The organism is Actinomadura bangladeshensis (genome assembly GCF_004348335.1).
Lineage (GTDB): Bacteria > Actinomycetota > Actinomycetes > Streptosporangiales > Streptosporangiaceae > Spirillospora > Spirillospora bangladeshensis.
The window spans coordinates 1-13,765 of sequence record NZ_SMJW01000213.1 but is presented as its reverse complement, the minus strand read 5'-3'; the positions used below and the strand labels follow the sequence as shown (position 1 = coordinate 13,765).

Annotated in this window: 12 protein-coding genes and 2 rRNA genes; 5 read left to right on the top strand and 9 right to left on the bottom strand. The window is 70.4% G+C overall.

Annotated elements, in window-relative coordinates; all coding sequences use genetic code 11:
• Nucleotides 1-75: 75 nt before the first annotated feature.
• Nucleotides 76-2,586 (bottom strand): ABC transporter permease, encoded by a 2,511-nt coding sequence (locus tag E1284_RS30740; protein WP_131943659.1) that lies wholly within the window; start codon nucleotides 2,584-2,586, stop codon nucleotides 76-78.
• Complete coding sequence (locus E1284_RS30735) at nucleotides 2,583-3,353, bottom strand: ABC transporter ATP-binding protein (RefSeq protein WP_131943658.1); 771 nt, start codon at nucleotides 3,351-3,353, stop codon at nucleotides 2,583-2,585. Before E1284_RS30735 ends, E1284_RS30740 begins: the two co-directional genes overlap by 4 nt.
• Nucleotides 3,354-3,556: 203 nt before the next feature.
• Between E1284_RS30735 and E1284_RS30730 the strand changes: the two genes are divergently transcribed.
• The 4 genes from E1284_RS30730 to E1284_RS30715 all read left to right on the top strand — a co-directional run bounded on the left by E1284_RS30730 (nucleotide 3,557) and on the right by E1284_RS30715 (nucleotide 7,784).
• Nucleotides 3,557-4,225, top strand: coding sequence for a TetR/AcrR family transcriptional regulator (locus E1284_RS30730; RefSeq protein ID WP_243714845.1), 669 nt, complete (start codon nucleotides 3,557-3,559; stop codon nucleotides 4,223-4,225).
• Between the two features lie 76 nt (nucleotides 4,226-4,301).
• Entirely contained in the window at nucleotides 4,302-5,303 is a 1,002-nt protein-coding gene (locus E1284_RS30725) for an AurF N-oxygenase family protein (RefSeq protein WP_131943657.1), read from the top strand.
• Between the two features lie 2 nt (nucleotides 5,304-5,305).
• The gene (locus E1284_RS30720) at nucleotides 5,306-6,841 is read left to right on the top strand and encodes a flavin-containing monooxygenase (protein WP_131943656.1); all 1,536 of its coding nucleotides are present in this window, start codon (nucleotides 5,306-5,308) and stop codon (nucleotides 6,839-6,841) included.
• Between the two features lie 124 nt (nucleotides 6,842-6,965).
• A complete protein-coding gene (locus tag E1284_RS30715) occupies nucleotides 6,966-7,784 on the top strand; it encodes an SDR family NAD(P)-dependent oxidoreductase (protein WP_131943655.1) in 819 nt (272 codons plus the stop codon).
• Between the two features lie 6 nt (nucleotides 7,785-7,790).
• Here E1284_RS30715 and E1284_RS30710 read toward each other — a convergent pair whose 3' ends face one another.
• Complete coding sequence (locus E1284_RS30710; protein WP_207924044.1) at nucleotides 7,791-8,987, bottom strand: PP2C family protein-serine/threonine phosphatase; 1,197 nt, start codon at nucleotides 8,985-8,987, stop codon at nucleotides 7,791-7,793.
• Nucleotides 8,988-9,134: 147 nt separating this feature from the next.
• Between E1284_RS30710 and E1284_RS30705 the strand changes: the two genes are divergently transcribed.
• Nucleotides 9,135-9,632, top strand: a complete 498-nt coding sequence (locus E1284_RS30705) for a 2-thiouracil desulfurase family protein (RefSeq protein WP_131943654.1) — start codon at nucleotides 9,135-9,137, stop codon at nucleotides 9,630-9,632.
• Between the two features lie 121 nt (nucleotides 9,633-9,753).
• Here the strand turns inward: E1284_RS30705 and E1284_RS30700 are convergent, their stop codons facing one another.
• The 6 genes from E1284_RS30700 to E1284_RS30670 form a co-directional block, all read right to left on the bottom strand.
• Complete coding sequence (locus E1284_RS30700; RefSeq protein WP_131943653.1) at nucleotides 9,754-9,960, bottom strand: DUF397 domain-containing protein; 207 nt, start codon at nucleotides 9,958-9,960, stop codon at nucleotides 9,754-9,756.
• A 309-nt stretch (nucleotides 9,961-10,269) separates the two neighbouring features.
• On the bottom strand, nucleotides 10,270-11,355 hold the full coding sequence (locus E1284_RS30690) for an NADP-dependent oxidoreductase (protein ID WP_131943652.1): 1,086 nt from the start codon (nucleotides 11,353-11,355) through the stop codon (nucleotides 10,270-10,272).
• Nucleotides 11,356-11,369: 14 nt separating this feature from the next.
• The gene (locus tag E1284_RS30685) at nucleotides 11,370-11,909 is read right to left on the bottom strand and encodes a TetR/AcrR family transcriptional regulator (RefSeq protein WP_165965489.1); all 540 of its coding nucleotides are present in this window, start codon (nucleotides 11,907-11,909) and stop codon (nucleotides 11,370-11,372) included.
• A 443-nt stretch (nucleotides 11,910-12,352) separates the two neighbouring features.
• Nucleotides 12,353-13,273, bottom strand: a complete 921-nt coding sequence (locus E1284_RS30680) for a transglutaminase-like domain-containing protein (RefSeq protein ID WP_131943650.1) — start codon at nucleotides 13,271-13,273, stop codon at nucleotides 12,353-12,355.
• Nucleotides 13,274-13,391: 118 nt separating this feature from the next.
• Nucleotides 13,392-13,508, bottom strand: a 5S ribosomal RNA gene (gene rrf / locus E1284_RS30675).
• 156 nt (nucleotides 13,509-13,664) lie between these two features.
• A 23S ribosomal RNA gene (locus tag E1284_RS30670) occupies nucleotides 13,665-13,765 on the bottom strand; the annotation flags it as partial.

Sequence of the window (13,765 nt, the reverse complement as noted above, 5' to 3'; positions counted from 1 at the left end):
GCCGCACCGGTGGCCGGGGCCGGACGCCCCGGCCCCCCGGCCGCCGAGGAGCCGGGGGAGCCGGGGCGGGACGTGTCACGGCGCGGCGATCGCGGTGAGGATCGCCAGCCGGGCGGCGCGGCGGGCCGGGCGGACCGCGGCGAGGGCCCCGGCGACCGCGCCGACGACCGCGATGACCGCCATGGTGGCGGCGGACGGCGCGAACGGGTTCCCGAGGGCCGTGCCGAGCCCCCAGCCGAGGAACGCGCCGAGGCCGAGCCCGCCGCCGGTGCCGAACAGCGCCACGATGACCGATTCCCACCGGACCATGGACCTGATCTGCGGGCGGGTCGCGCCGACCGCGCGGAGCAGCCCGAGCTCGCGGGTCCGCTCGTGGACGGCGAGCGAGAGCGTGTTCGTGATGCCGAGCAGGGCGACGACGATGGCGAGGATGAGCATCCCGTAGACGACCGTGATGAAACCGGACATCTCCTCGGTCTGTGCGGCGACGAACTCGTCCCGCGACTGGACCTCGGGCGCTCCGTACGGCTTGGCGAGCGCCGTCAGGGCCTGCCGGGCGGACGCGGCCGACGCGCCGGGGTTCAGTTCGACGAAGGCGCGCGTGTCCAAGGGCTGCTTGGTGTGGACGTCCCATACGGCACGCGGGACGAGGTAGTCACCGGTCAGGTCGGTGTTCTTGTAGACGGCTCCTACGGCGAGCTTCTGTGAGGTTCCGTCCGCGAACGTCACGCCGACCGGGGTGCCCACGTGCCAGCCGTTGTCGTCCGCGACCTTGGCGGAGACGGCGAACGTCCTGGCGTCGGTCAGGCCGCCGTCCCTGACGTCCAGGTCGAGGACGCGACGCAGGCTGGACGGGTCGGCCACGCTCACGGTGGACGGCGAGCCGTCGACGCGCACGCTGCCCGTGCCGAGCCCAGCGACCTCGCTCACCTGCGGCAGCTTCGCCGCGTCCTGGACGAGCGCGGTGCTGAACCCGCCGGTCTCGTTGTTCCCGGCGTTCACGACGATCGGGCCCTTGAACGACCCGGCGACACCGTCCTCCAGTGAGGCGCGCAGCGACCCGATGAACACCGTCATCAGCGTGACGACCCCGACGCCGATCATCAGCGCGGTCGCGGCGCCGGCGGTGCGGGCCGGGCTGCGGGACGCGTTGTCGCGGGCGAGCGCCCCCGGCACGCCGCGCAGCCGCGCCGCGGGCCCGCCGAGCAGCGCCGCGGCCGGACGCGCGGCGACCGGCCCCAGCGCGACCATCGCGACGACGGTCACCAGCGCGCCCGCGGCCGCCATCGCCATCTGCTCGGTGACCGCCCCGAACACGACGGTCCCGACGGCGACCGCCGCGAACACGCCGCCGACGATGACCCGGGTCTCCGACGGGCGCGGCGACTCGGCCGCGACCTCGCGCAGCGCGGCGAGCGGCGGCACCCGCGACGCCTTCAGCGCGGGGCCGAGCGCCGCGACCAGCGTGACCACCAGCCCGACCGGCACCGCGATGAGGATCGAGGTGCCGGCGACCGTGAGCCCCTCCATCGCGATCCCGATCCGGAACTGGGTGAACAGCTGCCGGAGCAGGGCCGCGAAGCCGAGCCCGCCGGCGAGCCCGGCGAGGGTGGCGGCGCCGCCGACGACGAGGGCCTCGAAGCCGACGACCGCGACGACCTGCCGGCGCCCGGCGCCGAGGGCGCGCAGCAGCGCCGACTCGCGGGTGCGCTGCGCCATCGTGATCGCGAACGTGTTGTGGATGGAGAACGCGGCGACGAGCAGCGCGACCCCGCCGAACGCGGCGAGCACGATCCGGAACACGCGCAGGAAGCCGCTCTCGACGAGGCTCATGCCCTCCTCGACCTGCGCCTTGTTCGTGACGGCCTCCACCCCGGCGGGCAGGGCCGGTGCGATCCGCGAGGCCAGTTCCGCCTGGCTGACGCCGTCGTCCGCCCGGACGGCGACGCCGCTGATGCGGCCCGTGCCCTTGGCAACGTACTCGCGGGCGCCGGCCAGCGAGAACGCGGTGAAGGAGGTCTCGCCGAACGCGTCCTCGTCGCCGAACTTGCTGATCCCGACGACGGTCACCGGGATCTTCTGCGGCGTGAGCACCGCCGTCCGGTCGCCGACCTTCAGGTTCCCCTCCTCGGCGAACATCTTGTTGACGACGACCTCGTTCGGTGCGCGCGGCGCCCGTCCCGACACGAGGTGGTACGGGTTGAGCTCCGGATCGGTCACCCAGTTGCCGGCGGTCCGGGGGCCGCGCGACTGGATCGTGGTGCCGTCCTTGGCGAGCAGTTGCCCCGACCCCTGGATGGTGGGTTCGGCACCGGCGACACCGTCCACCTGACGCACCGTGTCCAGGACGGACCCGTCGATCTGCCCGCGCGCGCCCCACGGCGCATCGCTCACCTTGGTCGCGTTCCGCACGGTCACGTCCGTGTTGCCGTACGCCTTGGAGAAGTATCCGTCGATGCTCGCCGCGAGCGTGTCGCCGAGGACGAGCGTTCCGGTCAGGAACGTCACGCCCAGGAAGACCGCGACCAGGGAGCCGGCCATCCGGCGCTTGCGTCCCCACAGTTCCTTGAAGACGAGCCCCATCATGAGCGGTCTCCCAGCCCTCGCATGCGGTCCAGCACCCGGTCGGGCGTGGGGGCTTCCATGACGTCGACGACCCTGCCGTCGGCGAGGAACACGACCGCGTCGGCGTGCCCGGCGGCGACCGGGTCATGGGTGACCATCGCGACGGTCTGGCCGAGGTCGTCGACGGCGTTGCGGAGCAGCGCCAGGACCTCGGCGCCGGTGCGGGAGTCGAGGTTGCCGGTCGGCTCGTCCGCGAACACGATCTGCGGGCGGGTGACCAGCGCGCGGGCGAGCGCCACCCGCTGCTGCTGCCCGCCGGACATCTCCGCCGGCCGGTGCGACAGCCGGTCCCCCAGCTTCAGGACGCGGACGACCGTGTCCAGCCACTCCCCGTCGGGTTTCGTCCCCGCGAGCGTCAGGGGGAGGAGGATGTTGTCGCGCGCCGTCAGGGTCGGGATCAGGTTGAACGCCTGGAACACGAACCCGATGCGCTCGCGCCGGAGCCTGGTGAGCCGCCGGTCCGACAGCGCGCCGAGTTCCTGGTCGCCGACGTAGACCTTGCCGGACGTGGCGTCCTCCAGCCCCGCCACGCAGTGCATGAGCGTGGACTTGCCGGCGCCGGACGGGCCCATGATGGCGGTGAACCGCCCGTCCGGGAACTCCACGGTGACGTCGTCGAGCGCGCGCACCGCCATGTCGCCCGACCCGTACACCTTGCCGAGGCGGACGGTGCGCGCACCGCCGCCGACTTCACTGACCGTTCGTCTTGCCTCTGCTGCGTTTCCCATGTCCTGGATCGTGGCCGCGCGCCATGCCGCCCGTCGTCGTGCGAGGAGAGGCACCCCGCCTGCTCCCCCGGACGCATCGCGCCTCGTCCGGCTACGTCGCCCGCGGTACCCGGGAAGATCAATAAGACTCGATGTCCATTTGTGATGCGGGCAACATACATGCAGGCTTGCTTGCTTGTTTGTCCGCTCGTACCGTCTGAGCCATGGCAGTAAGCAGCCGCCGGCGTCACCGGCACGGCCCGTCCGGCCGCCGCACGCAGCAGGAACGCCGGTCGCGCACGCGGGCCAGGCTCCTGGAGGCGACCATGGAGTGCCTGGTCGACCTCGGCTGGTCCGGGACGTCCACCACGGAGGTGGCCCGCCGCGCCGGCGTCTCGCGCGGCGCGCAGCAGCACCACTACCCGACGAAGATGGTGCTGGTCGCGGCGGCGCTGGAGCACCTGCTGGAGGCGCAGCGGCTGGCGTACGAGACCGCGTTCGCGGTGCTGCCGCCCGAGCGGCGCAACGTCTCGGGCGCCCTCGACCTGCTGTGGGAGGTCTTCCGCGGCCGTCCGGCCAAGGCCCTCATGGAGTTGGCCGTGGCCGCCCGCACCGACGACGAGCTGCGGCCGCTGTGCATCGACCTGAACGAGCGGATCCTCCAGGTGATCCTGGAGACGTTCGAGCGGCTCTTCCCGCAGAACACGCTCGCCCCCGGCTTCGCCCCGACGATGCTGCGCGCCCTGTTCGCGATGTTCGTCGGGCTCTCCATACAGAACGCCCTGGACGACGACGCCGAAGGCCACCAGGCCGCGGTGCTGCGCCAGATCAAGGACGTCGCGCTGCTGATCGTCCCCCAGCAGGGGGCGCCGGCGCCCACAACCGAACAGTGACTCACCCCCGATACCTCCTGTGACCCCGCCGGCCCGGCGTCCGCCCGAGGCCGCAGCCCCCGAGGGAGCGCACCACATGCCGAAAGCCCCCACCGACCTCGCCAGCGAGCTCCGCGAGCAGGTCAAGGACAAGAAGTCGTACCTCGGCGTCATCGACCGCCTGAACAAGGCGTCGGTGGACAAGCACTGGGAGGCATACGCCGACATCCCCTGGGACGACCCCGAGTTCACGGTCGACAAGAACGACCCGCGCTGGGTCCTGCCGGAGTTCGACCGGCTCGGCGAGACGGCCTGGTACAAGGCGCAGCCGCCGGAGATCCAGGCGCAGATCGGGCTGTGGCGCGTCGCCACCGCGATGAAGATCGGCCTGCAGTTCGAGAACCTGCTGAAGCGCGGGCTGCTCAACTACGCCTACCGGCTGCCGAACGGGCGGCCGGAGTTCCGGTACGTCTACCACGAGACGACCGAGGAATGTCACCACGGGATGATGTTCCAGGAGTTCGTGAACCGGACGAAGATGCCGATCCGCGGCATGCCGCGGGCGCTCAACCTCATCGCGCAGGCCGCGCCGTGGATCCCGCTGGTCAGCACCGAGATGTTCTTCGTGTTCGTGCTCGGCGGCGAGGACCCGATCGACTACGTCCAGCGCAAGTCGCTCAAGGGCGGGCACATCAAGCACCCGCTCGAAGAGACCATCATGAAGATCCACATCGCGGAGGAGGCCCGGCACATCTCGTTCGCCCGGCACTACCTCAAGCACCGGGTGCCGAACATGAGCCCGGCGCGCCGCCGCATCCTCGGCGTCGCGACCCCGGTCGTGCTCGGCGTGATGGCGCGGATCATGCTGTCCCCGCCCGGGCCGATGGTGCGGCACTTCAACATCCCGAAGGACGTCGTCCGCGCCGCCTACAAGAACCCGGCGTCGCAGGCGGAGATCTCCAACTCGGTCGGCAAGATCCGCGACCTGATGGCCGAGCTCGGCGTGATCAACCCGGTGAACAGGCGGGTCTGGAAGGCGTTCGGCATCTGGGACGAGCCCGGCACGCGCCGCCCCCTTGAGGCCCCGAAGGCCGCGTGAGCATGGCCGACGTTCAGGCGGGCCCCGCCGTGGTGACGCCGGCGGCGGGGCCGGGCGGCCCGTACAGGGTCGTCATCATCGGGACGGGCTTCTCCGGCCTCGGCATGGCGATCGGGCTGAAGAAGGCCGGCGTGCACGACTTCGTCGTCCTGGAGAAGGCGGACGAGGTCGGCGGCACCTGGCGGGAGAACACCTACCCGGGCTGCGCGTGCGACATCATGTCGCTGCTGTACTCGTACTCGTTCGAGCCCAAGGCCGACTGGTCGCGGATGTTCCCCCGGCAGGCGGAGCTCCTGCAGTACATCAAGGACATCGTCGACAAGTACGACCTGGCGCAGCACATCCGGTTCAACGCCGAGGCGACCGGGACCGAGTACGACGACGCCACCGACACCTGGCGGGTCACCGTCAACGGCGACGAGGTCGTCCGGGGACGGGCGCTGGTCGCCGGGATGGGGCCGCTGCACCGCCCGAGCATCCCGGACCTGCCCGGCCTCGCCGCCTTCGAGGGCACGACGTTCCACTCGGCCGAGTGGGACCACTCCTACGACCTGGCCGGCAAGCGGGTGGCGGTGGTCGGGACGGGCGCGTCCGCGATCCAGTTCGTCCCGCAGATCGCGAAGAAGGCCGGGCACCTGACGGTGTTCCAGCGGACGCCGCCGTGGATCATCCCGAAGCCCGACCGCCGCGTCACCGGGCTGGAGCGGACGCTGTTCCGGCGCGTCCCGCTCGTGCAGCGCGGATACCGCAACGGCATCTACCTGATGCAGGAGAGCTTCGTCCTCGGGTTCAAGAACCCGAAGCTGCTCAAGGCGGCCGGTTCGCTCGCGCGGATGCACCTCGCCCGCCAGGTCCCCGACCGCGAGCTGCGCCGCAAGCTGACGCCCGACTACACGATGGGCTGCAAGCGGACGCTCGTGTCCAGCGACTACTATCCGGCGCTGATGCGGCCTAACGTCGAGCTGGCGACGGAGGGCATCGCGGAGGTCCGCGAGCACTCGATCGTCACCCGCGACGGGCGCGAGCACGAGGTCGACGCGATCATCTTCGGCACCGGCTTCCACGTCACCGACGCGTTCGACGGCGCGCACATCGTCGGCCGGAACGGGCTGAGGATCCAGGACGCGTGGAAGGACGGCATCGAGGCGCACCTCGGCGTCGCGGTCGCGGGCTTCCCGAACCTGTTCCTGCTGCTCGGCCCGAACTCCGGGCTCGGCCACAACTCGATGATCTTCATCATCGAGGCGCAGGTCCGCTACGTCCTGCAGTGCCTGGCGATGCTGGACGCGGCGGGCGGCGCGCGGATCTCGGTGAAGCCGTCCGTCCAGGACCGGTTCAACCAGTGGGTGCAGCGCAGGTCGCAGGGCGCCGTCTGGGTCGCCGGCGGCTGCGACAGCTGGTACCTCGACCGCGACGGGGTGAACCGGGCGGCGTGGCCGGCGTCGACGCTGAACTACTGGCTGCGCACCCGCCGGCTGAACCCGGCCGACTTCCAGATCGAGCGGCGGGACGGCGAGCGCGGTTTCGTCGACGCGTGACTACCGGCGCGGTCGGCGCACCCCCTAGACTTCCCCGCAATTGAACAACGAATCCAATTAGCCGCCGCGGGCCGGGCCACTCCCCCACGCGCCCGGACCCGCGGCCCATCGAGCGGAGCGCGCAATGAGCATCGCGATCGTGACCGGAGGCGCATCCGGCATCGGCCGTGCGATCGCCACGTCCCTGGTGGCGCGCGGCGACACCGTCGTGGTCACCGACATCAACGCCGACGGCGCCGCCAAGGTCGCCGAGAAGCTGAATACCCTCGGCAAGGGCAAGGCGACCTCCGCCGCGCTCGACGTCACCGACGCCGGTGCCGTCGCCGACCTCTACCAGGGCGTGAAGGCCGACCACGGACGGCTCGACATCGTGTTCAACAACGCCGGCATCGCGATCGGCGGCCTGGCCGAGGAGCTCACCCTCGACCACTGGAACCGCGCCATCGACATCAACCTCAAGGGCGTCGTCCACGGCGTCCACGCCGCCTACCCGATCATGCTTGAGCAGCGCTCCGGCCACATCGTCAACACCGCGTCGCTGGCCGGGCTCGTCCCGATGCCGATCGGCATCCCCTACACCGCCACCAAGCACGCCGTCGTCGGCCTGTCCCTCGGGCTGCGCGCGGAGGCCGCCGGACGCGGGGTCAAGGTCAGCGTCGTCTGCCCGTCCTTCGTCGACACCCCGCTCCTGCACAACGTCAACCCGGACCTGCCCGAGACGCCGATGAGCGGCGACGCGACCGGCGACATCGCCAAGGCGTCCCCGCGCCTCTACACCGCGGAGAAGCTGGCCCGCGACATCATGCGCGGCGTCGCGAAGAACCAGGCGCTGATCGTCGCCCCCGCGCACGGCCGGCTCGCCTGGCGCGGCGTCCGCCTCAACCCGGGCGCCGCCGTCCGCGTCGCGCAGATCGCGGTGGACCGGATCCGCTCCGGGAAGTGACCCCGGTCAGGCGGGGGCGCGGCGGACGATCAGCAGCGCGACGTCGTCCTCGGCCTGCCACCGGCCGATGAGCGCCGCCATCACCGCCGCACCGACCGCCTCGGCGGGGCCCGCCGTCACCGCCGCGCACAGCCGGTCGATGCCGGTGTTCAGCGAGCTGTTCCGCCGCTCGATCAGCCCGTCGGTGTAGAAGCAGAGCAGCCCCCCGGGCGGGAGGTCGATGGTGATCGTCCGCCGGGGGATCTCGTCGCCCATCCCGATCAGGACGTCGGGCTTGGTGTCGACAATGGACGCGGGCTCTCCGGGCACGGCGATCACCGGCGGGAGGTGGCCGGCCGACGACAGCCGGATCCGCCCCAGCCCCGGCTCGCAGATCGCGTAGAGGACGGTCGCGGTCGCGTCGGGCTCGAAATGCTGCATCTTCCGGTCGAGCCTGCGCAGGGCCTCGGCCGGATCGTCGGTCTCCAGCGCGTAGGCGCGCAGCGCGCTGCGCATCCGCCCCATGACCACGGCCGCCGCGAAGCCGTGCCCGGCGACGTCCCCCATGACGATGCCGATCTCCCCGGACGGGAGCGTGAACACGTCGTACCAGTCGCCGCCGACGTCGGCCTTGCCGGGGCGGTAGCGCGCGGAGAGATCGGCGCCGGGGATGTCCGGCAGCGCGGACGGCACCAGGCTGCGCTGCAGTTCCAGGGCGCCGGAGCGTTCGGCGCGGTTCTGCAGCCCCTGCACGGCCATCGCCGCGCGCGAGGCCGCGAGCTGGAGGAACTCGGTGTCGTCCGGGGTGAACCGGCGGGCGGTCAGCGCCCCGACGTGCAGCACGCCGACGAGCCTGCCGCCGACGATCAGCGGCACGCCGAGCAGGGACCGGAGCCCCCGCTGGACGAGCAGCGGGTTGTACACCCCCGCGGTCGGCACGTCCGCGATGTAGACGGGCCGCCGCTCCGCCGCGACGCGTCCGGCGAACCCCTGCCCCACCGGGACGTGGGCGGCCTGGCTGACCTCCTCCTCTATGCCCTTCGCCGCCGCCGCCACGAGGAACCGCCGCTGCCGGTCGAGGAGCAGCACCACGGCGGTGTCCACGTCCAGGATCTCGCGCACGCGTTCGAGGAGGGTGTCGAGGAATTCGTCCACGCCCATCTGGGCGAACGCCTCGTCGGTGATCGCCCGGATGTTCTCGAGCTTGCGGACCGCGCTCCTCACGTCATCCGCCGACTTCTCCAACCTGCCACCCACATATGCGAAATCTACTCATCTGCCACTGTTACCCCAGGCCCGCGCACCGATCCCGACGGTGACGCAGATCACAGGCCGTGATCCGGCGGGACGGCCCGGCATAGGCTGGAGGATGTGGAACACATTCTGGTCAGCTCCTGCCTGGCGGGGCGGCCCGTCCGCTACGACGGCGCAGCCAAGCCGGTGGAAGCCGACCTCTTCGAGCGCTGGCGTACCGAAGGTCGCCTCATACCATTTTGCCCCGAGGTATCGGGTGGCTTGACCGTGCCACGCCCACCAGCGGAGATCGTCGGCGGCGACGGAGGCGACGTCCTCGACGGCACGGCCCGCATTCTCACCGGCACCGGCGAGGACGTGACCGAGGAGTTCCTCCGCGGCGCCCGCCTCGCGCTCGAAACGGCCCGCCGTGCCGGGGCCCGCACGGCCCTCCTCAAGGAGGGCAGCCCGTCCTGCGGCAGCCACCGCGTCTACGACGGCACCTTCACCGGCACCCCCACCCCCGGCACCGGTGTCACGACGGCCCTCCTGGAGCGCGCCGGAATCAAGGTCTTCGCCGAAACCGACCTGGCCCCCGTCCAAGCCCACCTGGCCGCCCTGGAACGAACGCCCTAGCCGCGCGCCCGCCGCAGATGGCTTCCACCGTCTGGTCCGCGGGCTTCACCGGTCACCGCGCCCCGCGCTCGCCCGCCGATGCCGGACACCGGTGGACGAGCGCGGCGGCCCGACCGCCCGGTCAGTTCAGGTCATGCTCCCCCGCCTTGACGGCATCGATGAACACCCTCCCGTGTCCCAGATCGAGCACCAGCGCGGGTCCCGCCGGTGCCCTGCTGTCCCGGATTCCGATGCCGCCCCCTAGATCGGCGACCTCTACGCAGTTGCTTGATCCGTTACTCCGTGAACTCTTGCGCCACGCGATCCGGTCGCGAGCGGGACGGTCCATCCGAATCCTCCCTGGGTCCGCGCAGGATTTACCCACGGCACAGAAGTCATGCGAAGGCCCCGCTTTCGGCCGATCGAAACCCGGCCGCCGGAATGCCCATAGCCGGCGGCCGTCCGAGCGCCTGCCGTCGGCGACCGGTGGGCCTTCGCGACCCTTGGAGTCCAGTATCAGGCCGGGCGTTCTTCCGCACGCCTGAGAATCAGCAACTGGCCGATCTCTGCCGCATTCTTCATGAGCTCGACGTTCACCCATGCGCACAGATCGGCGATGCCGAACCCGGACCCCGCCGGCCACGGGAACTCCGATTCCTCATCCAGGCGGTCGGTAGCCGACAGCGCCGCCCGCCACGCCTCCTGGATGCTCCCCAGCCATTCCCGCCGGAGCCACTCGCACCAGTTGCTTGCCGAGGTTCGCCCCGTCGAACAGCCGCTGCAGCGCCGCGGGTGCGTTATGCAGACCTTCGACCACGTCCTCCGCCCAGCGCAGTTCGCCCGCGGACACCCAGCCTGCGAGCCGGGACAGCGCCTCGGGGAAATGGCGATGGTGGTCGAAGAAGATGAAGCCGTCCATGCGGGCCCGCCGGAATGCCAGCTGCATATAGTTGGCCGGGCCCGCGCCGTACCCCGCGGCCGTGTACCCGGACGAGATCGACCCGCACAGCGCGACGCGCGCGTGGAGGGCGAGGCGGTCGAGTGCGTTCTCCAGCAGGACACCGCCCACATTGTCGAAAACACCGTTGAGGCCGTCGGGGGCGAAGTCGCGCAGCGCGTCCGGAACACTGTCGGTGCGGTAGTCCGCGCACGCGTCGAACCCGGCAACGTCCTTCACCCAGGCGACCTTCCCGGGCGAGCCGGCGGTACCGATGACCCGCGCACCGGAGAGCCGTGCGATCTGCCCGGCCAGCGAGCCGACACCGCCCGCCGCGCCGGTGACCAGCACCGCGTCTCCGTCCGCGACCTCCAGCACACGGGACACTCCGACGTACGCGGTCAGCCCGCTCACTCCGAAGACCGTGAGCATGTGACGCGGATCGATCCCGTCCGGGACGGGGTTGACACCGAACAGGCCGCCGTCCCTCGCCACGACGTACTCCTGCCATCCCAGGTCGCCGTAGACCCATTGCCCTTCTGGCAGCGCAGGGTTCCTGGAGGACACCACGCACCCGACGCCACTGCCGCGCATCACATCGCCGATGCCGACCGGCGCCGTGTAGGTGGCATCGGGGTTGAGCCACGTGCGTTGCGTCGCGTCGATCCCCAGCCAGGCGACCTTCACCAGCGCTTCCCCGTCGGCGAGCACGGGCAGGGGCCTGCTCTGCTCGACGAACGTGTCGGCTGTGATGCCACCGGCAGGGCGTTCACGCAGCACAATCCGCCGGAAGGTCCGGTCAGGCATGAAGGGGGCCTCTCTCAGGACGCGGAGCGCGTCGCTCGGATGAAGGTCGCGGTCAGTTCGGCGATGACGGCGTCCACGGACGCACCGCGCGCCACCCGCAGCCCTTCGACATCGAGGGTGCGGCGGATCATCGACGCCATCATGACGGGATCGAACTCGCGCAGTTCACCACTGCGCTGCCCCTCCTCGAACAGCGCGACGATGTCAGAAAGGGACGCCGCCACAAGCTCGTCGTAGACATCCGCGGCGACCGTCGCGCGGTGGGCGACGACAGCGATCAGGGCGCGGGTCTCCAGCGGCGACCGGGCGCAGTAGAGGAGAAAGGCGCGGACATAGGCCGCGAGCCGGTCCAGCACACTGCCGGAGCCGCCCAGAATGGCGGTGAGTTCCGGTCCGAGAGCCCCGACCACGCGCGCGACGACGGCGTCCAGGACCTCGTCCCGGCTCTCGAAGTTGCTGTGATAGGCGCCGCGACTGTACCCGGCCGTCTCCGCGATCGCCTCGACCGAGGTCGCATTGACGCCACGCTCCGCGAACAGCCGCATCGCCGACATGACGAGCTCCTCACGCGTCCGCTCCCGCCGCTCGGCTCGCGTCTCCCGTACCGCCATGGACCTAACGATACATCACGGTATCCGAATACATCACGGTATCCGATTCCGCTTCGACCCTGCTCAGGCATCGTGCCGGCCAGCGGCGGGAAGCCACCGACCCGGATATGGCTCAGCGACCGGCGACACCTGGTGGCCGACCAGGAATGGCGGATTTGATCCACCTGCCAGGCATGTCGCCAGCCATGTTCGAGCTCGGCGGTAACGCGGCGGCAGAACCAGCCGCGGACGCGAAGGCGTACGGCGTCTGCGTCACGTTCTGCGCCTTCTCTTGGTGCGCCTGGAACGTCGGTCAGCTCGTACCAGCGCCGGACGACTGCCTCACCTGCAGATGCCACCTCTTCGCAATCCCGTTGTCGCCACTGGAAGTGCGGTTCGGTCGCTCGTCAGCGGAGGGTGACGTGGCGGGGACCTTTGAACGGGGCCAGCGACAGTACTGTCTGTGGTGTCCGGAGGTTCTCGTCCTCGGTGAACGCGGCGCGTACGGCGTCGAAGCGGACCTCGTCGCTGGTCAGGAAAGCGAGCCGGTGATAGAGGTCGCGAATGTCGTCGGTCAGGTCCTCGTCGCTGCCTGCTGCGGCTCCCCACACGTCCCAGAGCAGTGTCTCTACCTTGTTCAGCGCGGCCAGATCGAGTCGCACGTTGTTGACCACGAACCACTCCCCGGCGAACAGCCGATCGGGCAGCGGGATACCGAAGGACCGGGGGTCCGCAGCGCCCGAGCCGACGAGTCTCAGGGCGGCACCGGCGACCAGGAAACGATCCCTGGGCACGTCCATGGGGTCGAAATCGACCGCGTGCGCGGTGGTGAGGTGCGTGTCGGCCAACTGTGCGTCTGCCAACCGCCAGCCGTGCCGGTCATCCCAGTACTCGGTGACGACGTGGTCGACGTGGAATCCATCGGAGCCGAAGTAGTCGGCAAAGCCGGACCTCAGCCGCGCGGGGATGCCCGCATGACGCAGGAACGAGCACAGCAGCAGCGCGAAATCACGGCAGACGCCGACGAACCGGTCGCCTGGCTCACGCGGGTGCGTCAGCGGTGCCGGGTTGCGTCCGGTGATGATCGTCAGGATGTCGTCGAGATACCGCGTCTCGGCGTCATCGTGGAGTCGGTGTACTGGGATGTCATAGGCGAAGAGATCGCCCTCGACACGATGAATCATCAGTCCACGCGTGATCTCAGCGAGCCGGGCTGGGTCGGTCGGCAGGTCGTCATAGAGCCGGTAGTGGCGCCCGGGTGAGGAGAAGCCGCTTTGAGCCGTGTAGAAGTCGGCGGCGGCCGGCGCAAGAGACGGGCTGCGCGGCATGGTCGTCTCCCATGGACAGAGCCGAACAAGAGTCCGGTCGCCGACACTCTTCAGGCTACCAAAACATCCTGAAATGAGAATGGCCCCGCCGTGTCGGCGGGGCCATTCTGCAATATGTGTCCGGCGGCGTCCTACTCTCCCACACAGTCTCCCATGCAGTACCATCGGCGCTGAAGGGCTTAACTTCCGGGTTCGGGATGGGACCGGGTGTTTCCCCTTCGCCAAAACCACCGAACGCCTCAACGCACCACCCCACAGGGGCAGGCAAATCAACGTCCAAGCCGTCAGGCTCAGCAATTCAGTTGTACAACCGCGGTGCCCAGGTTGTTTTCTGGGAACCACACAGGGACGCGAACATCACACAAGCAGCGATTTGGTTTGAACGTTCAGTGTGTTCAAGCCACTCGGCCTATTAGTACCGGTCGACTCCACACGTTACCGCGCTTCCATCTCCGGCCTATCAACCCGGTCGTCTACCGGGGGCCTTACACC